21 protein-coding genes and 1 pseudogene are annotated in these 23,722 nt (G+C 57.5%); 4 read left to right on the top strand and 18 right to left on the bottom strand.

Annotated elements, in window-relative coordinates; genetic code table 11:
- Positions 1-16 precede the first annotated feature (16 nt).
- The 15 genes from ACX12D_RS00135 to ACX12D_RS00065 all read right to left on the bottom strand — a co-directional run bounded on the left by ACX12D_RS00135 (position 17) and on the right by ACX12D_RS00065 (position 17,016).
- A complete protein-coding gene (locus ACX12D_RS00135; protein ID WP_459372440.1) occupies positions 17-454 on the bottom strand; it encodes a hypothetical protein in 438 nt (145 codons plus the stop codon).
- A gap of 103 nt (positions 455-557) precedes the next feature.
- On the bottom strand, positions 558-998 hold the full coding sequence (locus ACX12D_RS00130; RefSeq protein WP_459372439.1) for a hypothetical protein: 441 nt from the start codon (positions 996-998) through the stop codon (positions 558-560).
- Positions 985-2,016 carry a M35 family metallo-endopeptidase gene (locus ACX12D_RS00125; protein WP_459372438.1) on the bottom strand — a complete coding sequence of 344 codons (1,032 nt, stop codon included), beginning with the start codon at positions 2,014-2,016 and terminating at the stop codon, positions 985-987. Before ACX12D_RS00125 ends, ACX12D_RS00130 begins: the two co-directional genes overlap by 14 nt.
- Before the next feature lie 263 nt (positions 2,017-2,279).
- Positions 2,280-2,561: a DUF1484 family protein gene (locus ACX12D_RS00120; RefSeq protein ID WP_459372437.1), complete on the bottom strand. Its 282-nt coding sequence runs from the start codon at positions 2,559-2,561 to the stop codon at positions 2,280-2,282.
- A gap of 316 nt (positions 2,562-2,877) precedes the next feature.
- Positions 2,878-3,219, bottom strand: coding sequence for a DUF1484 family protein (locus tag ACX12D_RS00115; protein ID WP_459372436.1), 342 nt, complete (start codon positions 3,217-3,219; stop codon positions 2,878-2,880).
- A gap of 177 nt (positions 3,220-3,396) precedes the next feature.
- Positions 3,397-3,690, bottom strand: a complete 294-nt coding sequence (locus ACX12D_RS00110; RefSeq protein WP_459372435.1) for a DUF1484 family protein — start codon at positions 3,688-3,690, stop codon at positions 3,397-3,399.
- Positions 3,691-4,592: 902 nt separating this feature from the next.
- Positions 4,593-5,759 (bottom strand): hypothetical protein, encoded by a 1,167-nt coding sequence (locus ACX12D_RS00105; RefSeq protein ID WP_459372434.1) that lies wholly within the window; start codon positions 5,757-5,759, stop codon positions 4,593-4,595.
- Positions 5,760-5,918: 159 nt separating this feature from the next.
- A complete protein-coding gene (locus ACX12D_RS00100) occupies positions 5,919-7,214 on the bottom strand; it encodes a PDDEXK-like family protein (RefSeq protein ID WP_459372433.1) in 1,296 nt (431 codons plus the stop codon).
- 453 nt (positions 7,215-7,667) lie between these two features.
- Positions 7,668-7,877, bottom strand: a complete 210-nt coding sequence (locus ACX12D_RS00095) for a DUF7255 family protein (protein ID WP_459372432.1) — start codon at positions 7,875-7,877, stop codon at positions 7,668-7,670.
- Positions 7,846-8,232, bottom strand: coding sequence for a DUF7255 family protein (locus ACX12D_RS00090; RefSeq protein WP_459372431.1), 387 nt, complete (start codon positions 8,230-8,232; stop codon positions 7,846-7,848). The genes ACX12D_RS00095 and ACX12D_RS00090 overlap by 32 nt, the downstream gene beginning before the upstream one ends.
- 274 nt (positions 8,233-8,506) lie before the next feature.
- Positions 8,507-9,619, bottom strand: a complete 1,113-nt coding sequence (locus ACX12D_RS00085; protein WP_459372430.1) for a DUF4268 domain-containing protein — start codon at positions 9,617-9,619, stop codon at positions 8,507-8,509.
- Between the two features lie 1,026 nt (positions 9,620-10,645).
- A complete protein-coding gene (locus ACX12D_RS00080; RefSeq protein WP_459372429.1) occupies positions 10,646-11,485 on the bottom strand; it encodes a DUF7281 domain-containing protein in 840 nt (279 codons plus the stop codon).
- Positions 11,482-12,702: a hypothetical protein gene (locus ACX12D_RS00075; RefSeq protein ID WP_459372428.1), complete on the bottom strand. Its 1,221-nt coding sequence runs from the start codon at positions 12,700-12,702 to the stop codon at positions 11,482-11,484. Before ACX12D_RS00075 ends, ACX12D_RS00080 begins: the two co-directional genes overlap by 4 nt.
- On the bottom strand, positions 12,695-13,342 hold the full coding sequence (locus ACX12D_RS00070) for a condensin complex protein MksE (protein ID WP_459372427.1): 648 nt from the start codon (positions 13,340-13,342) through the stop codon (positions 12,695-12,697). Before ACX12D_RS00070 ends, ACX12D_RS00075 begins: the two co-directional genes overlap by 8 nt.
- On the bottom strand, positions 13,339-17,016 hold the full coding sequence (locus ACX12D_RS00065) for an ATP-binding protein (RefSeq protein WP_459372426.1): 3,678 nt from the start codon (positions 17,014-17,016) through the stop codon (positions 13,339-13,341). Before ACX12D_RS00065 ends, ACX12D_RS00070 begins: the two co-directional genes overlap by 4 nt.
- 396 nt (positions 17,017-17,412) lie before the next feature.
- Between ACX12D_RS00065 and ACX12D_RS00060 the strand changes: the two genes are divergently transcribed.
- From ACX12D_RS00060 to ACX12D_RS00045, 4 genes and pseudogenes are all read left to right on the top strand, one after another.
- Positions 17,413-18,540: an HNH endonuclease gene (locus tag ACX12D_RS00060; protein WP_459372425.1), complete on the top strand. Its 1,128-nt coding sequence runs from the start codon at positions 17,413-17,415 to the stop codon at positions 18,538-18,540.
- An 88-nt stretch (positions 18,541-18,628) separates the two neighbouring features.
- Positions 18,629-18,934, top strand: coding sequence for a type I restriction-modification system subunit M N-terminal domain-containing protein (locus ACX12D_RS00055; RefSeq protein WP_459372424.1), 306 nt, complete (start codon positions 18,629-18,631; stop codon positions 18,932-18,934).
- Positions 18,850-19,053, top strand: a complete 204-nt coding sequence (locus tag ACX12D_RS00050) for a type I restriction-modification system subunit M N-terminal domain-containing protein (RefSeq protein WP_459372423.1) — start codon at positions 18,850-18,852, stop codon at positions 19,051-19,053. Before ACX12D_RS00055 ends, ACX12D_RS00050 begins: the two co-directional genes overlap by 85 nt.
- Positions 19,054-19,103: 50 nt before the next feature.
- Positions 19,104-19,504 (top strand): annotated as a pseudogene (locus ACX12D_RS00045) (transposase); the annotation flags it as partial.
- Between the two features lie 183 nt (positions 19,505-19,687).
- Here the strand turns inward: ACX12D_RS00045 and ACX12D_RS00040 are convergent.
- The 3 genes from ACX12D_RS00040 to ACX12D_RS00030 are packed head-to-tail and all read right to left on the bottom strand — an operon-like array spanning position 19,688 to position 23,722.
- Positions 19,688-20,551: a hypothetical protein gene (locus ACX12D_RS00040; RefSeq protein WP_459372422.1), complete on the bottom strand. Its 864-nt coding sequence runs from the start codon at positions 20,549-20,551 to the stop codon at positions 19,688-19,690.
- The gene (locus ACX12D_RS00035) at positions 20,548-22,134 is read right to left on the bottom strand and encodes an AAA family ATPase (RefSeq protein WP_459372421.1); all 1,587 of its coding nucleotides are present in this window, start codon (positions 22,132-22,134) and stop codon (positions 20,548-20,550) included. The genes ACX12D_RS00040 and ACX12D_RS00035 overlap by 4 nt, the downstream gene beginning before the upstream one ends.
- Positions 22,121-23,722 (bottom strand): restriction endonuclease subunit S, encoded by a 1,602-nt coding sequence (locus tag ACX12D_RS00030; protein WP_459372420.1) that lies wholly within the window; start codon positions 23,720-23,722, stop codon positions 22,121-22,123. The genes ACX12D_RS00035 and ACX12D_RS00030 overlap by 14 nt, the downstream gene beginning before the upstream one ends.

The following is a 23,722-nucleotide window of genomic DNA, read 5'->3' as shown; positions in this document are numbered from 1 at the left end:
GTCATCTAGCGCACGCCTAGCGAATCTGTGAGGTCGGTTCCGGACCTGGGCAGCAAGGGTGCGGACACCCCGGCATGAAATCGATATGCGCAAAGTTCGGCGCCAGCGATTTGCCTGGGTTGTGGCGGGCGATTTCCATGGAGATCATGCTCGCCGGCACACCAAATGTTGTCAGCAACTGCGTCAAGTGCGCTGTGCGCTTACGCGCGAGAACATGACTGACACCAAACGCGGGGGCCTCATACAGGGCGATGTGAAAGCCCTTCTTGTTCTCATAGGCTGCCGGATCGTCGATCATCCACTCCGCCATTCTGCGAACTTCCGAAGCGGGCAGGCGATCCGCACCGGGCTCGAAATTGCTGTTGAAGGAAATATTGAAGCTGCAAGCCAGGACGGGCTGCGCCAAGATCGCTGCTGCTGCTGCAACCGTGTGGAAGTACTTGGACAATGACATAGGTGGCCACGTTGTCGGCATTCTCGATGCACTGCGGGTTCTTTGCCGCAGCCTGCTGTTTGACAACAGGCTGCCGCGCAGGGAGACGTCATCCAGCGCATGCCTAGCGAATCTGCGAGGTAGGTTCCGGACCTGGACAGCAAGGGTGCGGACACCCCGGCATGAAATTGATATGCGCAAAATTCGGTGGCTCCGCCGACTTGCCAGGTTTGTAGCGGGGGATTTCCATGGAAATCATGCTCACCGGCACACCAAAAGTCGTCAGCAAATGCTCCAGGTGAGATACGCGCTTGCGTGCGAGAGCATGACTGACACCAACGGTGGGGGCCTCGTAGACGAGAATGTGAAACTCCTCCTTGTTCTCATATCTCCCGGGAGAGTCGACCATCCATTCCGCCAATTTTCGAACTTCCGATGCCGGCAGGCGAACCGCGCCTGGCTCGAAATTGCTGTTGAAGGAAATGTCGAAGCTGCAAGCCAGGGCAGGCTGCACAAGGATTGCAGCCGCTGCAGCAACGCTGCGGAAGTACTTAGACAATGACATAGGCGGCCACGTTATCTGCATTCTCAATACACCTGGGGTTCTTTGCCGCGGCCTCCCGCTTGGCTCTAAATAGCTGATAGAAGGGATCCTCGGTCGCCATGGCATCCTGGAAGTGGGAAACCTCATGGACAAGCGTTAGTAACTGCGAGTCCACGGAGTCGGAGTAGGGCGATAAGCCGCAGAATTTCAGCGCAATGGCGATGGTGTGCGTCTTCGTATCGGGAGCGCAAACGGCAGCCGCGAGTTCCGGATTATTGCGCGTTTTAGGCGTGCAACCGATGTATTCCATCGTCTCGTCGGAGTATCGAACAAAGTTGTCGGCGGTCAGGCTCCTGAGGATCGACTCGATACGGGGAATTCCCTCAAGCAGGCGTTGGCGGACCCTTTCATCGGATACGCCAAACCACGTCTCGACTCGCGCGCGATCCGCATGGCCCCACCGTCGAAGCTCCACCAACCTCTTGCCGCAGCACAAAACGGCCGTGTCGCGGAGCCTGAGAACGAGGCTGCGAAACTCCGCATTGCTCATGTTCGCACAGATCCGCTCCGAATCGTCCACGCGGTGGCTTGGCCCGTCAGACAGCTTCTCGGCGGCGCTTGGTGCGTAAGTGCCTGGCGCGGCCAAAGGCTGGAGGCGGCCTCCCCGGTCCACCTGAATGATGAAATCCCCCTGTGACGGGATGACCAGTGGCTTGTCCGCGCATTGGCACATCACCCTGGCGCCCCGCACCAGAATCTGGCGCCCGTCCATGAGCGTGAAGTGCGGATAGGCGTCGTTCATCACCGGGCCGCCCACCTTGCAAGCTGGACAGGTAGCGTGGTCGCCCTCCGCTGCAACGGCGACACCGTGATGCGCAAAGCCAATCACTGTGGAAATCAACACCCCGCCGGTGCCGGTCTTGTCGCCATGTTTCAGGGCCTCTCGCATATCGTGCACGCCATCCTCCGTTGTCAGGTCGCCGACACGCAAAGTGGTCGGACGCCTTGCCAATGTGCCCGCGGATCGCCTGATCAGCATTGCGAAATTTCCGCAAGAACGCGAAGAAAATTCCCGTAGTGAGCGGGAATGCGCCATGAAGTTGGGAGGCGGGTTGTCATCCGGACGCCGCGCACGGCGACGGCAGTGTTGGGTCGGCTTGCCGACTACCCCATCCGCCCCGCATCATCCGCGGGCCTGTCCCTTGGTGCATCGGCTCAGGCTGAGGTCAGCACACATGATTGTTCCGCCACGAACAGTACGCGACGTTGACGGCTGAGCGGATGCCGCCCAGCCATCGGCTCTCAGAACAACTCGTCGATGCGATTCACGCTGGCATCAAGCTGCTGGCGCAACGGCGCCAGCAGGCTATGCAGGCCAACACAATCGATTGCCGCGTCGGCTTGTAGATCGAGCAGCGTCAGGATGGCGCCCAGACCGGCGCTAACGCGCAGGAGTTCGTCGAAGCTCTGCATGATGGCTTCGCGCTTGGGGTCATCCGGCGGGGGTGTCGTTTCCTCCGGCAAAAGCGCTTGGGCAATCATGCTGAGCGCGGATGCATCGGCGGTGGGAGCGAGGGTTTTCATGCGAGCGGTCATGGGATCACCTTTTTGGCGAATGACAGGGTGTGTTGATTGGTCGTCGCGCCCGTGTCGGCTGGCTGGCTTAAGCCGGCCGGGCGAGGGGGCGACGATTGGCTCGCTCCCCAGACCTTCAACAACCAGTTCCCCGCCAAGGTACTGGCGAGGGCTGGGTACTGCGGTTACCCCGGTCATGTCCTGCAGGTCCCCTCTTGTGAGGGACTGCTACAGGGATCCCGTTCTCGATTCAGTGGTAGTGATATGGGCCAAGTCGGCAAACGGCACCATTTACGTGGCTATGCCGTTTGCCCGAAGACCTTGCCTACGTCGGGGTAGAAGCTGGCCACGACGCAGGCGCTGATCGCGAACGAACCCCGCAGGCCCGGGTACAGCGCCTGCACCGGTTCACTGCCTGGTCCAGCTGCTGCTTTAGCGGTGTCAGCAAGGCATGCAGGCGGCTATCGCCCGCCTGCAGGTTCAGCAGCGTGATGACAGATTCCAGATGCGCGCTGATGCGCAGCAGTTCATGGCAGCCTTGGTGGGTAGCCTCGTGGCGCGGACCGGATTCGTTGTCCGGCAGCAAGGGCTCGGCGATCAGCCTGGCTTCCACGGCGGCTTCCCGCGCTGCGGCGGCGGTGCGCGGGCGACGTTGGCGGGCGGTCATGGGTACCTCCTGTTTTGTGATCGGGGTGCGATCCCGGACATCGGTATGGCGACGGGCGGCGTTGGCGGCCATCGTCCCGGCACGTGGCGGCGGCGGGTGCTTGCCTCGATAGGCGTGTTTATCCCCACCGCCTGCGGTCTTGCGAGCCACGGTGCACGTGTGGGGAACGGGTGTGGCTCAGTACAGCGCTTGCACGCGGTTCACTGCCTGGTCCAGCTGCTGCTTTAGCGGCGCCAGCAGGGCATGCAGGCCGTTGTTGGCGGCTTGCTCGTCGGCCTGTAGCTCTAGCAGGAGCAGGAGGGATTCCAGGCCTGCGCTGACGCGCAGGAGGTCGTGGCAGGATTGGTGGATGGTTTCGTGGGTTGGGGTGGCTTCGCCTGCTCGGGCGAGGGGTTCGGCGATCAGCTTGGCTTCCGTGGCTGCCTCTCCTGCTTCGGCGGCGGTGCGCGGGTGGCGTTTGCGGGCGGTCATGGGCGCCTCCTCGTTTGGGATGTCAGTCGAAATCCTCTGCAAAGCAGCGTCGCGACGCTGCGCAGATCCGTAGGGCGCAGAAGCCCCTCCGCATGGTCCATAATGCGGCTGATAATTCTCGGCGCGAGCGCATACGCCACCCTCACGAGTGAGATGGCAAAGTGCAGTCGTCGTCGTGCGGCGCGAATAAGTTGGCCCGCGCCGGGATGTCGCGAGTAGTAAGCCAACACCGGCGCGCGCGGCAGAGGGCCACTGCTCGCACGTTGCCAGCTCACACCTCCGTTCGAGTCACCGAACGAGGCTAAATTTACCTAGCAAAGCTTAAATAGCCCAATTGAAATGCGCGATCGGGTAGAAGAATTGATAGATTTCGTTGCGGGCGGGCACCGGCGCTTCAAGCGCATGGAGGAACTGACCGGGGTGAAATCGGATAGCTGGAAGAACACGTGCCGCAATCAGCAGCGCGTGACACAGGAGATGGTGGAGGCTATTGGGGCGGTTTGGCCTCAGTATGCGTACTGGCTCGTCACTGGGAAGACGGACGAGGAGCATGGGCATACATCGCCGATTCGGGATCGGATTGCGCGGGATTTGGAGAAGGTTCGATCGGAGGAGGGATAGGGGTCCGCTAGGGACCTTCGTCGGGCTTCGATCTCCGATTTCCGGTGAGGGCTGCACGGATCTTCAGGAAGAAGTAAGAGCGACCCCGATACCCCATAAGCCTTGGATCATGGTTGGCGCCCAGAGGCCATTGGCTGCGGACCAGAAACCAGGCAGGTAGGGTAGTCGCGGTCAAGGCCAGATGGCTCTGATCGACCCCATAAGCGCCAGTACTGCCGCCATGGCGAAGGTCCGCCCCCCCCCAAAACAGGCGGCAGGTAGCGGCTTGCTGGGCGATGTCATCAAGCGCCAAAGAACCCAGACAGCCTATGCAACCAGTGCGGCTTGCTGCTAGTCCGTTCAATATACTCGTCCTGTGCCTTTTGCATTGCGTCGACTAGAGAGTCTTTGTACTCCGAGAGAAAGCCATCTCTAATTTCCACCGCTTTCTCGTTCACGACAATATCTGGATTATGATGCGGAGATCGGATGCAGCCATCTACCGTAGTTGCGAGGCTAATTTGACCTCCCAGATCAAATCTTATCGTATGAACTGTCAATCGATGGGAGAAATTGGACTCATCGATTACTTTGAAGTCGCAGGCATCATATCCTTCGGCGAGTCCGGCCACGCGGTGGTGTAAGAATTTACTAATTGGGAGTTTCGCTGTGCCGTCCATGCTCACCAAATCTGGAACGTCTTCTCGTATTAGCACCTCATCTACACATAATACCCCTTCGTTGTAATGCTGCAGGTATATGCGATCCATCCGGAAACGCACGACGTCCTCGTTTGCTACCAAAGTCCAATATACGTACTGCACTCCATCCAATTTGATGTAGCGATTCCCATACCACATCGCGATCTCGTAAAAACCTCCAAATAGTTCGTCGAAGCTCGTCTTGCTTCGTATATCCAGGTCGATAAGCTCCGCAACAATGGCGAGCGCTTTTTGTACAGCCTTTTCATATTTTCCGATTTGCTCCACGCCAATCGGTGGGGAATCAAGCCTCGAAAAGATTTCTTCCGCATGCCCTTTCCCTGTTCCAGCAATTTCGAGATTTTTGAATTCGCGCATTTTCTTTCGCGAAATCGTCCCGTGAGAAGCTGGTAATCGCTCAGCTTGATTATTGGAAATTAGATCAATGCCATCGAATAGAAAGCTATTCTCTTGACGTTCTCTATACGACAAATTCTTGTATGAATAAGACCAAGCCTCCTCAGCGGACCGTCCTTCAGACAAACTATTCCGCAGCTCGGATTCAACTCGGCAGCCTACGTCATAGGACCCGGCAAAACTAAATATTGCTCGATCGTTTATAACGGTGAGCTTTTGCGTGAGAGCGGCGAGTTCGTTTGGATATTCCCCGTAGACCTCTCGGCTAGTTCGCACCGATGGGATTGCGAGAACACTCTTGTCCAGAAAACCGGGACGAGACAACAGGATGTCGCTGATCATCAGCGGCACGTCTTCGACTTCGAACCTTGCTATGAGTGTCATTTTTTATAAAAGATTGCCGTGTTACGCTTATTTAATTGGTAGCCATGCCACCCCACTCTGGGGCTGTGCGGCTAAAATAGGGCGGTGCACATTTGAGCACGCTTGAGGACTCCCACACTCAGCACCTTATGCATGGCTGTCGCCTTCGAGCTGTTCAGCGAGCTTCATGTTGATCTCGTGGACTTTTGTCTTCAACTCCGCAGTCGTCAAGCTGCGTTCGATGACAACGCGACGCCACTTGCTATCGGAATGCGTGCTGAATTTGCTATTGACTCGCGTAAGGGCTTGTCGCGCCGCCTCAGCTCTACCGGGCGCTGCGTTCTTCGCCTTCCAGCAAAGGGCTAAATCAAACTTCGTCTTCGTGTCGCCAGAGAACGTCACCCGCATGAAAACCGGTGGGTGGTCTTCGCCGATGTACCGCTCCCAGCCGCTGGGACAGATGTCCAATCTTGTCCTGGCTCGATAGAGTCGCCTGCTCGAAAGGCCTTGAGCCTCGCGTAGCAATGCGATTGCTACAGATGCCATCCCCTTGGTTTCCTTTAGCAAAGCTACCGCGCCCCGATTCTGAAGAAGAAACTGATACAGGTGCTCGTTGCCTTGCCCATTCTCGAACCAATTCCGTTCAACGCGCCCGGGGCTTTCATTAATAAGCGAGGCGACAGCATCAGGATGGTCTTCATGAAGCTCCGACGCCAGCGTCACACAACGCTCGACGCTGGGGCTCTCCCAGTCTGTTTGCCGATTGCAATAACTAACAACGAGCCTAGCCGCCGCATTGCCTCGCTCAACGTGCCTTAGCGCTCGTGTTGCGGAGTTCTCAAGCCAACTGTAGTTCAAATGCAGCCATGTTTTGGCGGCTGGGCGTTCGAACGCGTCCTCGCCATCGAACGCTCGGTCCAATGCGATATAGACATGGTCGTACTTCTGCAACATACTATTCTTGTTTACAGCGTCGCGAAAACTCACTCTGTATTTGTCGAGCTGGTCTTCAGTGTGTCTCGCGCGAGCCTTGTTCTCAATCAGTAAAATGAAGCGATTCTGCGTGTCAATCACGAATAGATCGACACGATCTGACTCGTTCATGCCCAACTCCCTTGCGCAGAATGCGGAGCCAAAGCTCGTTGTGCGGATCCGCGCCGGCGTCCAACTCTGAAAAAACTTCGCCGTGGTATAGCGACTATCAAGTCCACAATTGCCGTTCGCGGCAGCGACCGAAGCGGCGATTAAGAAGTCGCGCAAAATCTCGTCACCCTGGCCATGCCCTTCACGGGAATCAAAAAGCCAGGCAAGCACATCCGAGTGTTGGTTCTCGCTCAGATTTACCACGTCGAGAAACTCGTCACTCGTGCGTTGGAGATCGCAGAGTTCTACAAGCCGGGTATCGGCCATCAGTGCATCGAGCGTACTTGGATCAACAGACATTCACAATCTCTTTCAGTTTGACGCTGGGCTTCGCGAAGGTTGTGACGGAATCGTATCTTATCGAGCAACACTAAGGAAGGTCACCAAAACGTCGTGAAGGACTGAAATGGGGTCGGTAACGAGCGCTGGCGGCCAGGCTCACGGAAGGCGACTAGTGTTAAGGGTTGTCTGATGCCTGCCCTCATGCACAGGCCTGCGAGCCTGTACCGGAACTGGCGGGCAGGCGTCGGACAAGCCTTAACAGCAGGCGACGGCTGTGATCGAAGGGCGGCAGGCCGTAGCCGATCCCAAGGAGACGATCGGTCCAGCGAAAACGGACATTCAGCAAACCGGCAATTCAGCCGCACGAGCTCCAGCGCGCGTTGGCCGCACGCGCAAGTTATGCGGCACGGGCGCGGATCAACTTAGCGAGGGCCTCGGCGCTAGTGATCGTCGGTTGGAGCAGCAAGTCCCTTACCGTGCGCCTGGTTCCGCTATCGATGATGGAGTCCCAAATCGCAACGCGAGCAAGCTTGACGCCAAGTACTTGGGGCAAAGGTCCTTCACGAAATCGTAGAAGGCCCTCTGCTTCCGGCGCGGTGCACCGGCGCCTTCCAAGATCTTTTGCGCGGACCCCACACCAAACTGGCGCTCACAGCTCCGGTTGTGACCACTTCCCGCCATAGGCACCTACGCGGAGGCAATCATTTTCGAACTCGGCGCAGTATCTTCGATAGGCGTCCAGAGGAAATACTGGCAGGTTCGCATATGCGGTCGCCCCTAACGTAATCGCGCGATACCGATTGAAGTGAAGATGTTCGTCGAGCTCCACGGCGATACCCTCGAACTCCAGATCCCACGAGCGGAGATTTAGTTCAGCACTCATCAGTACGCCGCCGAGCGACTTGTACACGCTATTAATAAGGTCCTCGTACCCAGTCCGCGCGACGTCCTGGAGTCGCGGAAACGGAAGTTTTTTGTGCTCCACGGCGCCTATGCCGCCAAGGAGTTCCTCGAACGTGCTTTGCATTTTTCCCATGGACGACTCCGAGACCGCACAACAGCGGCCAACATAGGTCGAGGAGCAGCTATTCAGCCCAGTATACGCGGACAAATCAAAGTGGCCGAACCCAGCGGCTCGAAGGGGGGCGGTCGTGGGCTGACAACTCAACGGCACACTTCGGTAGTCGACCCATTTGGGACATTGATGGAGCGTCTGCGTGACGCCGCTCAGTGTAAAAGCTGCCGCTCGTAGGCGGATAACGGTGAGCACCGCCCACTGCCTCGGCAACTATAAATGGTGTCCGTGCCAGCTAGTCGCCGACCGCCTCTTTAAAGTGCTGATCCTTGACACGTCGAAGCGCCGGTAGCTCTTTTTCGAAAGTGCCCAGCATCCTCCGAACGTTGTCGACGAGCCACGTGATCATTTCCGGCCAAGCCTCTCGACTTTGCCCATCAAACGGAGCGCCAATTTGGATCATGGACGCCTTGTTATCATCGTCCCGGCGCCACGAAAGAGGGATTCCAAAATCGCCGTCCAGCTGATCCCGCCTGGCGAACAGATAATCGAACAGAGCCTTGTTGAGGTCCCTTGACCTTGTATCGAGCCCGAATACAACTCGTGCTTCTTTCCTTGTAAAAAGCATGACAAATTGCACGCCACTCAGGCCAGATCCCGCGACCAAAAAATGATCCTTTCCCGGGGAAACATTCGCATAGCGTTGAATGCCAGCCTTGTGGAGCGCCTCGAGCACCTTATGCCAAAACTCGGTACGCACGAGGTGACTGTTCGCTTGCCCCCGTTCTGAGGACTGCTCTTCGACCTCCTTCTCGGCAATCCTGATCATGAGTTCTTCTGCTTCGGGTAGCGGAATGACCTGTTCGATGCTGAGGAAAATTTGGCCTCCGTCCGCGAAGGGGGTTGCGCGAAAGCACTTCACGAAGACTCGGTGTTTAAGCAGCCAAAGCACGGTAGATGTCACCTCCTTACGGAAGCTCGCAGCCACCAGGATTAGGCGCTGGTCGTTGCCGGGGTTGAGCACCACGTCGGCAAAGTTGTCCTGCCCAAGAAACCCGGCTATGAGCCCTTTCGCGTCCTGTCCAGGGCTCGTTTTGTCCAGGTACTTCTGGAAGATTTCAGCAACTTGGGACTTCGACAGGGTCGAGCAGTACGACGCGTACTTCAGCGCTTGCCAAACCACGTCCTTCCCGGAGTCATCGAGCTTGTTTTCGATGATGACGAGGCTCCCCGCCTTGTCGAGCCCCAGAAGATCCAATCGCTCACGCGTATCGTCAAATCCGTCGAATTCCTTCTGGAGGATAAGCAACTCCTCACCAAGCGCATCTGGCTTGTTTGCGAGCCATTCCTGAAGATGCTTACGTTCCGTGAAGCCGAGTTCGGAAAATGTCATCTCCTTCAGCTTCATGATCCTGTTTGCTGCTTTATCGATTCTGAACATTGTGACTCTTGACCCGTCGTTGACAGACGGATAGCCCCGTCTTGCTGCATAGCTATCCCGAGAGGAAGCATATCAGGGAAACGACGGCTCCCTCTCTGAGTCTCCCAGTCTCTTTGGTAGTCAGCTTCTCAGGCCAATTCGTTCACGCCGTTCAAATTCCGGTGTCAGAAGAACAAAATATGACTCCACCATGTCTTCGTTGGTGGTCGATGTCGACAACGGCCAGCATCACTGCATCGGGCTCCATCCGAACAGAAATCGCCTGTCCAATATAGCGTTGACGCTCAAGCCATTGAGATGTCATCGCTGCTCAGAGGGAGGTAAGGACTGCCTCCAAATGGAATCGATAGATCTATTGGCTTAACTCGACGGCCAAGTTTTTTCTTCAGTCCCAACGTAGGATCAGGTCCGGATCCATTGCAACTACAGGAGTTGGCATACGGACACGCCCACATATGTCCTAGTTCAAAAAGAGTGCAACGTGGCGCCTGTATTCCATCAAACGGAAGTTAGTGACAGTCGCAAAACGACCCCCATGCACAGTTCACAACTATGTGCACATGCCATGAGATTGACGGTACCGGCTTGGATTCAGTGGGGATTCGGGCCGGCACCAGCTGCGCATAGTTACAGCGTCGGCAGGAATCGCATGAGTGGGTCTGGAGCCTAGATCCGGCATATGGGCAAGCGGGCCCTCGGCGAGCAAGTCGAAGTCGGTGAGTTAAGCTGATCGGGCGTTTTCGTGGTAGCCACCTGACGTGGAATCGCCGCTTCGATCCGAAACCGAAACTATATCGAGACCTACTCCGATCGAACTGGTCAGAAGCCGCGTCGCCGCTGAGTCAACCAAGTACCCGCGTGCGATCTGCGCGTAGGGGTCGCTGCAGAGATTTGCATGGCGCCCCCTATACGGCTATACGGCAAGTCGCTTGGGAATGACTGCTCTCAATCCCAGGCCGGCCAGTTTCTTCGGCGGGGAGCCCCGAAGGGCCGTCAGTTACAAGGTCGAGTTGTAGGCGCGCTCTCCATCCACTCTTGGTTGTAGCCTTGGCGAAGTTCCTTGAGCAGGGCGAGCGAGCGAACGATGTCGGGATGCGTCGACGTCGCGAGCGTGGCCTCGTACACCCCGATCTGGGCGTCGTATAGGTCGTAGCGCTTGCTCTGCCTGATGACCGAGATAAGCCAGCCCTCGTCTGGAAGGATCAGTTTGGCGAGGCGGGGAAGGGAGGCGGCTATGGACAGCCCTGCAGGGTCGAAGTCCACGAACGCATCGACCGGCTCCCCGCGAGATGCAAGTACCTTTGCCGCATCAGCAAGGCTGAAAGTCGGGTCGCCGCGGAAGATCGCCAGGGTGCTCCCGGGACCGTAATCGATCCATTCATAACGGTCCAAATCCCGGAACGTCTCCAAGTTCTCGACCAGAAGAATGCGGTCGCACTGGACACGTACAGCGTCCTCGGTCCTCAGGACCAGATAGCCGCCGTCTGGAGCCGTCAACGTGGTCCCATCTAGGAGGCATTCACCATGGGCTGTGTGCAGGGCCACCGAGTTGGAATGGGGCCGACGACCGAAGGCCTTCTCGGATACGCCAGCGTATTCCGAAGTTTCTGCACGGCGCATCTCACCTTCAGGCCGCGAGAGCGGGATGCCTCGATTTTCGAGGAGCTTCGCTGCTCTCTCCCAGTCGTCGGGCCCATAGTGTATCGATCGACCGGAAACACGCCCGACGCCGTAGGTCACGACCGTCGAGGAAAGTAGGCCGATCCTTCGCGTCGCGGGTCGCTCAGCGATCAGGCGTTGGAGAAAGGCGATTTCCTGGGCGCTGAGAATCATAGGAAGCCCTGCGCGAGGATATCGCTGGATACCTGGTTGGCGTACAACTGGTCAGCCGGCAACGCGTTGACAAAGGTTAGGTGAACGCCTTCGCTCTCCAACTGGATGGACGCATAGAGCAGCCAGTCCTCATCCCGCAGATCCATGCCGTCAGGGCGACGTCCCTTCCAGTCGCACAGTGAGATGGATTGCGAGGACTGATGAAGCGCCGCGATCAGGTCTCCCAGCATTGCGTCGTGGGGCTCGAGCGGCTCGAGGGGAGCGGTATCGTCTTCGTCGATAATCCCAAGAGGCGGATCAGCTTCCTGAACCGGGACCGGAACCGCACGCGGAGGCAGGCGCCGGAGCGCCTCCAGCAGCGCCGCGCGATCGCGGTCGCTGCACGTCCTGACGTCCAGGTTATTCACCAATGGGACCGGCTCCGCCACGAAGATATCGGGGGGTGCGCTGTCCGGGGAGACCTCGAACCCTGATGCGGTCTTGTTCTGGCGCAGATAGTGCGCAACGCGACTGAGCTTTCGCACCCGCTCCGACTGCAATTTGGCTCGAAAGAGCGAACGGTTGATCGCCGCCTGGACGTCCTTGATCTGAAGCGTCCATGTGAGGATGCGGCTGGTTAGCCGCTTGCGCACAATCGACCGCACGTCGAGCATCCCGATGTTCAGCGCTTGGGTTTCTACCTCGCCGAACAGGCTGCTCACTTGCTCCATCTCATTTAGTGACTCAGAGACCTCGTTTACATAGAACTTGTTCTGGCGAAGCTTCGCTTGAAAGTTCGAGACGTCGCCGTACTGTGTCGAGATGAGCGCGTGAAGCAATGACAGATTTCGCTCGATGGAGTAGGAGATATCGATTACCGTGTCGACCAGTTGGGCAATCAGCGACTCCCGGTCGCTGGCGTCGCCGTTCTCATGCCGAACGCGAATCTCACGCCAGACCGAACGTGCTTGCTGAATCCCGCCGGTCAGGCGGGTTAGCGTCTGGTACGCGCGATAGCTGACGAGGTAGTCGGCGATGAAATCGCGGAGCCGCGGGTTCAGACGGTACACACCTTCGTCCTGCGGCTTCAGCGCTTTCAGATTCGAGAGCGTGTCGATACGGCCGTTTCGGGCACGGTCTCCCAACTCCACCGAGGCTTCGAACGCTTCCGAGATCAGGTCATCATGCTGACTCAGCGCCCGGAGGAGTTTGGCGATCTGATCGAAGGACTCACGCATCACTCATCCCGCCCAGCGTTTGTTGCTCCTCGGCCACCTCGTCTTCGATCCGGTCGGCCTGGATGGCTTCATTTTCCGAGATGAATTCGATGATGGAGTAGAGGTGCTCGATCTTGCCGGTAATCTTGTAGATGTCGGCCTGGGGGTTGAAGAGGATGACGTAACCCTCTTCGCGCAACTGGTCCAGAACCTTGCGGAACTTCTCCCGGATGGATTGGCGCGGGTTGAACCCTTTGATCACATGGCTGAGGCCGTTAAGCTGACTCTCGAGCGACGCGCTCTCGATGATGAGCTCTTCCATCCGCGCCAGTCGAATGACATCGCCCGGGCTGAGGGCGATCTCGGTGGAGTTTGTCTGGCGGATGAGGTCAAGCAGCATGACTGCTGGTCCGTAGACATCCCGGAAGCGGCGAAGGTCTTCTTTCAGGCGGGTGACCGTCAGGGTCGTGATGTCCTTCGGCGCCGTGTAATAAGCACCGTCCTCCAGATTTGTGCGCGCAAGGCGGAAGTCCATGTGGTCCAGAACGTCTTCGACCTTCGCGAGCACTTCCGGGGCCGTGAGGTAGTTGTACTCGGTCTGGTACGCTACCGAGCAGATGAAGCGGCCGGAGAGGAGCGTTTTGAGAACGGCGGCGATCATTGTGCGTCTCCAGCAACGATGGCTATGATTTCTCCCGAAGTCACAAGGTCGTGCTTCGGTGCGGCGAATGTGCGGATCACGCCCATATCTTCCAGGCGATATCGCTGCGCGAACTTGCGATAGTGGCGAGGGTTCAGGTCCGGGGAGGCGGTGATGACGTCGATCCGGTTGTCTCGGAGCATGTCCATCAGCGCGATGAAGTTCGGCCCGTCAAACTTCCCCACCTCGTCAGTTACCCATGTGATGTAGACATCGTCTGTGCCTCGGATCATATTCAGCATCCCAAGCAAGAGCGTGATCAGGATGATGGAGGTCAGGCCGTTTGACGACACATTCTCCAGCTCGCTTTCGCGATGGAACGTCTTCTCGACCTCGTTCTCCAACACCTTTCCGCGAATACGGATGTGCTGCGATAGATCAACCTCGAGCCGGCCGCCGCTGGCGATGGTATTGGCGAACTCATGGAGTACGATCTCCGCGGCGTCGTCGGGAACTTGCCGCCGTTGGCCGGCGCGTCCCAGGGTGAAGTGGGTCTCGCTCGCGAACTTGCTGACCTGCTTCAAGCGCTCCATGAAGCCCAGGTCTGAGAAATCCGTGACCATCTCAATCTCCAGCCCACGAATGCGCTCGAACTGCTGAACCGACTGAAGGCCTTTCCCAAGGTTCTTGTTGAAGCGCTTGATCTCCGTCTCGAAGCTCAGAATCGCGCTATGGAACCGTTCGATCGTGTCCAGAATCACGCGTAGCGTGTTGTTCAGGTTCGCAACGATCTCGGCTGGGATGTTGCGATGGCACCGTACGAGGGCGCGTGCTTTCTCGATACGGTCGTTCGATACCTCCGCCACAGAGCGCTCGACAAACTCCTTGACGTTGTTCTCGCCGGCCGTCAACCGGTTGTAGATCGTGTTGTGAAGTTCGGTGATCCGGCGTGTCGTCGACGCGTACTTGCTTTGCGCGGCGCTGACATTGATCGCCAACTGTGCGGCGGTCATGCCGGGGTCGATGGAGACATCTACGTGCATTGGCGGCGGTAGCTCAGCCTCAAGCGCCTTCAGTTTGTTGATCTGGTCGGTCAGATCAGCGATTGCCTCATCGAATGCCTTCTGCTGCACGCGATAGGCTTCGATTGCGCGCTGAACAGCAAATTCATGACCTTTGATGGCGGCGTCGGCCTTCGAGAGCGCCGTATTGGTGTCGCAGGCCGCCTCCTCAAGTCGAATCAGCTCCGCTGGCCCATTGCTGGTGAGCCAGGCGCGCCACTGTTCGACCAGCACAGCCTTGTTTTCCAAGGTGCGCAGGATTCCATCGATCTCCCGGCGTCGAGCGTCCCATTTTTCGAACTTCTCTGGGTCGAGATTATGGGCGCGCAGCCGTTCGTTGCGGCGCGCAGTAAGCGCGGCGACCTGATTGGCGGCTTGCTTCTTGATCGCTTCACGGCGGGAATCGAAATCGGAGGCTTCGCTCTTCGCGGCGATTCCTGCGTTCCAAAGTTCGCTATCGAAGCGGCTTTCAATGCGCTGGAGTTCTTGTTTCGCGGAGGCGACATGCTCTGCCTGCGCTTGGTCCAGCGCCTTCAACTCTTTGGTGAGCCGGCTGATGGTCTCGGCGAGCCGGCCGCGTTCCGCCTTTTTCGCTTGCTCGAGGGCGTCACGGGCCTTCGCAAGGCTGAGTTCCTTCGTGGACTGGTTCTTTGCGAGAACCGACACCTGGCTTTGGGCCAGAAGGAACGCCTCATGCGCGCTCGTAATATTGGCCGAGGCGGCTTCGCGCCTGCTCTTTGTTTCGGTCAGGAGGACGTTAGCGGAGGCAAGACGTTGCCGGGCTTGCTCGATCTGTGTGCAGATCTCTTCCTCGTCCGCCCACGCCGGCATCGCCAGTTTTTCGACATCAAGGGACCACCCGAAGGCGGTTGTAGGATCGGAACTGCCCTCAAGCGTTGGACTCAGATCCGTACGCGCCAGATGTTGGGGGTCGATGACCTTCGCCAAGTTCTCCCAGTTCTCGGTCGGTTCACGCCGGATGGCCGCGAGGAGCGTTCCGTCTTCTGGCTTGAGGCTTCGTTCGAGGCGGGCAATTTCGGAACCGATGTCGGCAATTTGCTCCTGAACGGACGCCACCTCCTGATCGAGACGGGTAAAGCGCTCGCGGGCGGCCGCGCTTTCCTGGTTTCGCGCCACCTCGAGGCTACGGGCCCCAACCAGAGAGTCCTTGATTGCGTCGACCTGGTCCCGAAGTTCATTGACGAGCGCCCGGTCTTCCTCCGGCCCCTCAACACGGGCGGAGCCGATTCTCGCACCCTCAAGCGCAACGCGAGTCTCGATCGCCTTGCCTTGGTTGGCCGTAGCCTGTTCTGCATGACGTCCGCGGGCACCTTCAAGCGACGCGTTCTTCTGGCTATTCAGGCTCTCCAGTTGTGCCGCGCGCCGCTCGCGGTTCTCAGCAGCTTCGCGGTTGAGCGTCTCGAGGTCGGCTTCGCGGATAGCGTCGATTTCCTCGCGCGCGGCCCGGATCTCGTCGTCGATGATGGCGGCCTCGGCGGAATACACCTGGCGCTGCTGCAGGATGCCGGCCCGTTCGGCTTGCAACCCCTGTATGCTTTCCTGCTTTTTGGCCCAGCCAGCAACGTCTTCAGTATCGAAGCGCTTCTTCAGTGCAGCTTGATCGCTGTATGCCTGACCCGCGGCGCGGCGATTGGCCTGCGCTTGCTCGAGCGCGGTGTTCAGGGTTGTCTGGATATCCTGTTCGGATTCTTGCTGGAGCCGGCGTTGTTTCGCAGCGTTTTCTTGGCGGCCGGTGACGTCAACGAGCGCTTCCGTTTTGTTGTGCAACAGCGCGCTGACCTCCGCCGCAAGCAGGCGGATTTCGTCTTCCTCGCGATAACAGCGGTCGATAGTGGAGTCGAGTTCATCCACGGCCGAAGTAACTTTGCCCGCGTCCTCGCAAGCGCGGCGATTTTTGATCCAATCGGTGATCTCGGTTTTGGTCTGCTTGAGCAGCAGTTTGTTCCGTTCCGAGTCGGAGTTGGCGTTCGTCTCCTCGTTGACCATACCGACGGCGACCTGGATGAGGTCGGCGAAGCTCACGTGCTCCTTGACTACCGAACCAACGAGGCGGTCGAGGTTCGGCATTGCGCGCGGGGCGAAGGAGTATTCGCGGGCGATCTGGCGCAGCTTGTGCGCCTGCTTCGTGGTGGCATGCAGATTCAGAATGATCGATCGATACTCGGAGGCGTCGAGCTTCATCGAATAGACAACGCCAATATTGGTGGCCGCCGCCTTGGACCCTTCGTCGTCCAGAAACGTCCCGTGCTCGTCAACGAAGATTTCGCGTCGGAAGCCGGACTCGAAAAGCCGATACTCGAGGGCGTCAGGATTGTCCCGGCGGGCACGCAGAACGGCCAGGCGTAGATCGTGCGCTTCGGACGGGCCGCGCTGGTACTCGAAAACGATCGCGCTTTCCGGCGTGGGCAGCGTAAATCGGGGCATCGATTTCTGGCCATGTCCGATCTGAATGATCTGACTCGGTAGGTGCCCGTAAAAGAGGGGCGTGAGACGGAGAGTCGTGGTCTTGCCAACGCCATTAGGCCCAACCACAGCGGCGCCTTCGCGCGGGTCGATTTCGGTGATTCGGCGCGAGGGGCGCTGCTTGTTCGTCCCCACGTTGACGAGGAACATTTTCCGGATTCGATGCACGGGCCTTCCTTCGTTATTAGTTTCGAGCGTTGCGCAGGGCCATAGCGGTCGCGTGAGACGGTGAATCGGCCGCCTTTACACAGGCGGGTAGTTTGCCAGATTGCCGACCTCGTGCAAGAAATCAGGGGAGGGGCCTTGCTGCAGATGGCGAAACTGGTTTCGAGACTCGCCATGGGCTACCGACGAAGGTCTTCCTTTGTGGACCGACTCTTCCGAGGTATCTGTTGATCGCTCCCTACTCAAGAAGGGAGCCACTCAGATCAGTCACTAATCCCCCGCCCGAATGTTGCATAGGACGATTCCTATCGACATACTATTGAACAAGAAAAGGTGCATGCGTACGCGTGCCAAAAAAATCGGGAAAAAAGGGGAAAGACGTTGAGCATTCCAACGGTTGAAAGGTCGGCCATCACCTTGGCGATGAAGGCGTTCGATCGGAAGCTCCGATCGACCAAAGATTGGAAGGGATGGGATAGTAAGAAGTCGCAGCTGTATGCGATCTCTGAGGATGGGACGCTATATCCGCCGAAGCAGATAATTTCCATGGCAACCGGCCTCTCGGTCAGGGGCTTTTCCGGTGGCCAATCTACAAATTCCTATCTTGAGGAACGGGGATTCAGGATTGTACGGCTCCCGAACGAACGTCAGGCGGCGGAGTACAGAGAGCCACCGAGCTTCTCACTCGGGAAAATTTACGATAGACGAGCCGACATACATCTACCCTTCGGCGGCAGCTGGCAGAGTGGCATAGCGCCGTCGGGCACGGCCCATGCCATCTTCATCTTTACGGGTGATAGCGGAGAGCAGTATGGCTACGTGGACGGCCGAGATGAGCTTGGCGTCTTCTCTTACACAGGCGAGGGGCAAGTGGGCGATATGACGTTCACCCGTGGCAATCTGGCCATCCGCGATCACGCGGAGAATGGGCGAGCGCTGCATTTGTTCAAGTCGCTCGGCAAGGGCAAGGGTCAGGAATACCTTGGCGAGCATGCTTATGCCGGGCACTCGATTCGTCGAGCGCCCGATAAGAATGGCGATCGGCGCGACGTGATCGTATTCCAGCTTGTCCCTGTGGCATTGCTGGACGACGAGAACGGCCCATCATTCGACAAAGAATCTCGTACGGCACCGGCATCTAGTTTGGAAGAGGCACGGAAGCGAGCCATGGAGGCGTTTCACGGGTCACAAGGGGAAACGGGTAAGACCGCACTGAGGACGCTCTATCAGCGTAGCAAGCAAGTGAAGGACTATGTGTTTCTACGTGCGCAGGGAAAGTGTGAGTCGTGCCTCCAGCCGGCAGCATTTCTGCGGAAGGATGGGTCTCCGTACTTGGAGCCGCATCACACTACGCGGGTTTCGGACGGCGGCCTTGACCATCCACGGCATGTGGCGGCGATTTGCCCAACTTGCCATCGGCATATTCATCATGGGCTTGGAGGGCTTCAGAAGAACTTGGAGTTGATCGAGGCAATTGCAGCCAAGGAGGGCGAGCTAAAGCTGGACTAGAGCCAAGGTGACACGCCACCGCAAGTGCTCCATGCCATTACCAGGCTAGCCAGTACAATCCTGCAACGAATTCATCTAAGGGTAGGCCATGGCAGCAAACTTCAACGAGATCGCGTCATTCATCTGGGCTGTAGCCGATCTCCTCCGGGGGGACTACAAGCAGTCCAAGTATGGCAAGGTCATTCTGCCGTTCACCTTGCTGCGACGCATGGACTGTGTGCTGGAAGCCACCAAGCCAGCAGTGCTGAAGGAATTCGAGGCCAAGAAGAGCATGGGCATCGAACTGTCCCCGTTCCTGACCAAAGAAAAATGGCCCAGCAGACATTCTTCAACACCTCACCCTTTAACTTCGAGCGGCTGCAGGGCGATCCATCCCACATCAAGGCCAACTTGAGGGCCTATGTCAACGCCTTCTCTGAGAACGCCAGGGACATCTTCGAGCGCTACGATTTCCTGAAGCAGTTGGACAAGTTGGATGACCGCAACCTGTTGGGTATTCCCCCCGTAAAGTAAGGGTCACGAGAAGTAGAATTTTCTAGCAGCGGCACCTTAGGAAATTTTGCGTGAAGACCTCTCGATTTACGGACAGCCAAATCATCGCCATCTTGAAGCAGGCCGAGGCCGGTACGCCGGTTCCGGAGCTATGCCGGGAGCACAGCATGAGCAGCGCCAGCTTTTACAAATGGCGGGCCAAGTATGGCGGCATTGATGACGCGAATGAAGGAACTGGAAGCCGAGAACGCTCGCCTCAAGAAGATGTATGCCGAGGAACGTCTGAAGGAGATGTTCTGAAGGTAGCCATCGAAAAAAAGTGGTAAGGCCATCTCACCGGCGTGAGATGGCTATGCGTGCAGTGCGAGAACGCGCTTTGACGGTCAAGACCGCATGCGCAGCCTTCAGCGTGAGCGAGACGTGCTATCGGTATCAGGCCAAAAGCTCGGCGGAGAACGAGGTCATCGCTGAGCATCACCACTTCAAGACGATCCAGCTCCCAATCGAATGAAGAGAAAGACTCGGAGGCCTCCCCGTCACCCCACAGCTTGCGCGCGATGTACTCGGTTCGTCAATGTTCAAACGCAAGGAAAGATCCGGCGTATGGCGCATCTTCTGACTTCTTCTTGCCCATCCATTCTCCCGACAAATAGAGCTAGACCTCTTCTGGGTCCATCGCCCGTACCTTCAACTCATCTTGCAGCACCAAATGGCGAAGCCCATTTGCAATGAGATAGCAACGAACTGCGGCAGCGAATTCGCCTGACGGAGAGGACATCGCCAACAACTCCGCCTCGGCCTCCTTTAAGTTGGTGAGGTCATTCGCTGACCTCTCGCCCTTGCGAATTTTTGCCACGGCCTTGTAGCGCCCAATGGCTCTTCTTGCCCGAAGCATCACTCGCCTGCGCTGGTCTCTCAACATGGACTGTCTCAACCCAAGGCAGTCAATGGCCATGCTCACAGCTGCCTGAGTATCAGGCTCTAGGTCTGGGTCTGGTACCACGTTGCCGTCTTCATTGAACCACAACTTGGCCGGGTCTTCAGGGTCAGTTGGGTCCAACAGGATGGGGGTTTCACCGCCAAGGGCCTTGTTATCAAGAGTTGCTTTCCGCGTCGGATCAACCAGCGGGAACCAATCCCCCTTACCGACAGATTCCTCCGAGTACTCTTTGTTGACCGTGTTGCACAACATGCCTGCCAAGCGAAAGTTGTCCAGATCAAAGGCCAACCACGAATACCCTTCGGCATAGGTTTTGGCTGCCTGCTTGGCACGACCATGAGGTCGGAAATGATCAACCTGGTACCGCGAGACGCTTTCTCTGGCCTCGGAGTACCAGCATTTTTTGCTCGACATGCCGGACAGGTAATCACGCACCGCCGTCCAAGCCTTCGAGTTACCCTCAATGTGTGCCTTTCGGGCTTTCGGATCCTGGATGGCATCGAGCTCATCTGCCGCTTTTTTTAGTGCTTCCTTGATCTCATCCGGCACCTGAGACCAGTCGCGATGGATGTAGATCATTTCTTCTGCAAGAGTTGTTCAATGACGGCCTTCGTTGCCTCGTCGCGCTGCCTCAACTGCTGAGGTGTACGTGGTTCGTCATCAGCCAGTTCGATGTCGTCTAGCTTGCGCAGGAACTGCCCGTAAAGGGTGTCTCGCTCTTCGTACATGAAACCAAGCTCACGAAGCTGGTCGTTGATCGCGTCCAGCGCCTTGGCCTGCGCCTTGTCAAGCTTCGCCAGGCGCGCGAGTTTGTTCCGAGCATCGATCAACTCTTGGGTCGGCTGATCGAGCGTTGAAGGCATGCCGAAGATGTCCGTCAGGACCCCACCGATGCCTAGCCCTCTCGGATCAACAAACGGTGGTTCAACCACTACAGCACCGGAAGACTCATCGCTGTACATGACGCGAACTTCATTGCGGGTGAGCCCCCCAATCGTGAGCGGGTTATGCGAGGTCAACACGATGTGGCACTTGTCTTGGTCCGCCGCGATGCCCGTCCACTCTTGGATCAGATGCAGATAGCTGTGTTGCCAATGCGGGTTCAGATGTGTATCCGGCTCATCCAGCAGGAATAGCGCCCGCTTGCCCCGTGATACGCGAATCAAGCCCAAGACCATCAACAGCTGCCGCTCGCCATCCGAAAGATCAGCAAAGCCGACATCGCCGGTCGAATCGTTGTTTCGTGTGACCCACACCAGGACTTCCCGAATCAGGTCTGAGATGTCCATCGCCTCCAGGGCAAAGAACATTTCCCGTTCGTTGGCGAATTCTTGCGCAAGCTCCTTCAAACGGGCCAGCGACGGCAGAAAGGTCGCGTACTGAGGCTCTACTTGCTTTTTGTCGCGGTAGTCGTCGATCGCATTGCCTTCCAGTGCGAGCGGGTGAAGCGCCACATCCTTCAACTTGCGTGCGGTCTGCCCAGCCGGTCCGCCAGCCCCCCACAGGTCTTCCGCACGAGCCCTTTTCCCCTTTGCGTACCAAGGCTCACGCAAAAGTCCGAGTAGGGAATGAAAGCCCGTGATGCCCAGCTTGCTTGAAAGCTCTTGCATCACCTTCGCGTCAGGGAATGCAAACAGGGCCATCAGCGCCAGAACACCATGGATGGGGCGACAGTAAAACAAGCGGCGTTCTGCTTGTGCCTGGGCCACCTTCTTGGGGTCGTCTTCAAGCTTTACCGCATCGTAGTAACGGCGTTGGTGGCTATCAAACAAGGCCTCAAGGCGACGGCTACCACCGGAGTAGTAGCCAAAAACGAGATCAGGGAACCATTCCTGTTTGCGCTTTTCGAAGTCAGTGCGCTTGACTTCTTTGCCGTTGACCTGGATTGTCGGCTCACCGGGCACGTTGCTCAAGGTCACACGAGGTGGCTCTGACACGGAGCGCCCGGGAGGTTGGATGCGGTAATCGATCCGGTACTGAAATCGGGGCTCACTGCGACGCAAGTCAACCCAACGAAAGATCTGGGTGATCGCTTCGATGAGGTTGGACTTGCCTGCTCCGTTTTGGCCGATGATCACCGTGGTGAGCTGGCTTTCATCAAAGTCCACCGCCAGTTGCTTTAAGTTCTTGAAGCTATCGATGTAGACCTTATCCAGTCGCATGGCCTGGCTCCAGCGTGGTCTGGTTGTCTTTCACATGGCCTTCGGCTATTTCCCAAGCCAGTTGCTTGTAGAAGTCAGCCACAGGCAGTTCCGCTTCGTTGAACAAGGCCTGGGCGGTGATGGGTACACCCAGGCGTCGCAAGTGGCCAGCCAGATAGGGCTGACCTTTCACGTCTTCGTCTTGTCGGCTTTTGGTCATAGAAGCGGCGTCTACAGGTGCTCTTGAGGTTCTGGTTTTACTAGGTCGACGCGGCATTTTCTCCGTGCTGGATTCGATGCGCTGACTGGCTAGGCGGGCCAGCAATGCACTGGCGGGCTCATCGTTTGAATCCTGTTCCACCAACTCACCGCGGAAGGCTTTGGCCAGCACCTGGGAAGCCAGCCGCTGGGCGTGGGCACGCATGGCGGTGTAGCGGGCTTCGATGCGGTCTGCCGCCCCTATCAGCAGCTCGGCTTGACGAATGATTCTGTCTTGTGTTTTCAGATCAGGAATCAAAATCGGCGCGGACATCACCGTTTGCTGATTGATCTTTGGCATGTTCCCCGCAGTGCCCGTTGCGCTTTCTCTGAAGTACTGGCGAGTAGATTCTGTGCTGAGCGCGTACAGCAGGAACTTTCCACGCACATGCGCCTTCGGCCTGCACTTCATCATGAGGTCGGGGTAGATGAAGGTCTTTGATGGCCCTTCGAAAATCGCGCTGACGCCAACGTAATCGAGCGAGTTCGCCCGCTGAATCAGAATATCTCCAGACTCCAGCCAAAGGTGAGATTCTTCGGGAATGTGCTCATCAATGTACTTGGTGTGCTGAGACAGGAAGCGTCCCGTTGTCGTAGCGGACAACGTCAGAGACTTGACCGGTGTTTCGTAGGAAACAGACTTGGGTGAATACCCGTTTCTCGGCTTCCCCTCCAGCACCTCGCCAACCGTGGCTGCTTGCCAAACATCTGCGCCGTCACCACCGTCGTCTTCAATCGAAAACTCCTTTGTCTGGGTTGCATTCAACACCGCCTGCCGAAACCGCTTGAGGATGCCTGGAATGGCATCGAGGTGGTTGTTACAGGCGTTGACGCGGGCAAGCAAGGTGTCGAGTTGATCGGCAATACGGGTTTGCTCTGCACGTGGCGCCAAGACAAATGGTGCGGCGCGTCCTGCCTCAGTCCCTAAGCGTGGCATGTTCATGCCATGGCTTTCAGCCTTGACATAATTCAAAAACGCTGGATGCTTCAACCAGTAGAACAGATAGCGCGCATCCAAATGTTCTCCAGCCCGGAGCGGGATGATCTCCGTGGTGCAGTAGCCTGACTGGTCTGCGATGAGCACCTTGTTCAGGTACGGCCGTAATTTGCCATAGAGCACATCACGGGCTTCGAACCGATTCTTGGTGCTCTTTGATTGCCGTTCAGCAAAGGTCAGACGGCTCAATAAGCGAGAACTGTCTTTCTCAATGTCTTCAAGTTCCAGCACCCAATCTGTGCCCTCCATCTCTTGGGGCTCAGCCTTTTTTGTGCGCCCGTAGTCCACCACTGAGCCCAGGGTCGTCATCGTCCATGTTGACGGCAGCAGCTGGGATAGATCGTCCTCACTCAT

This window comes from Cupriavidus sp. PET2-C1, from assembly GCF_054515855.1.
Note: the sequence above shows the minus strand (reverse complement) of the source record. Positions and strands in the feature narration are given on the sequence as shown.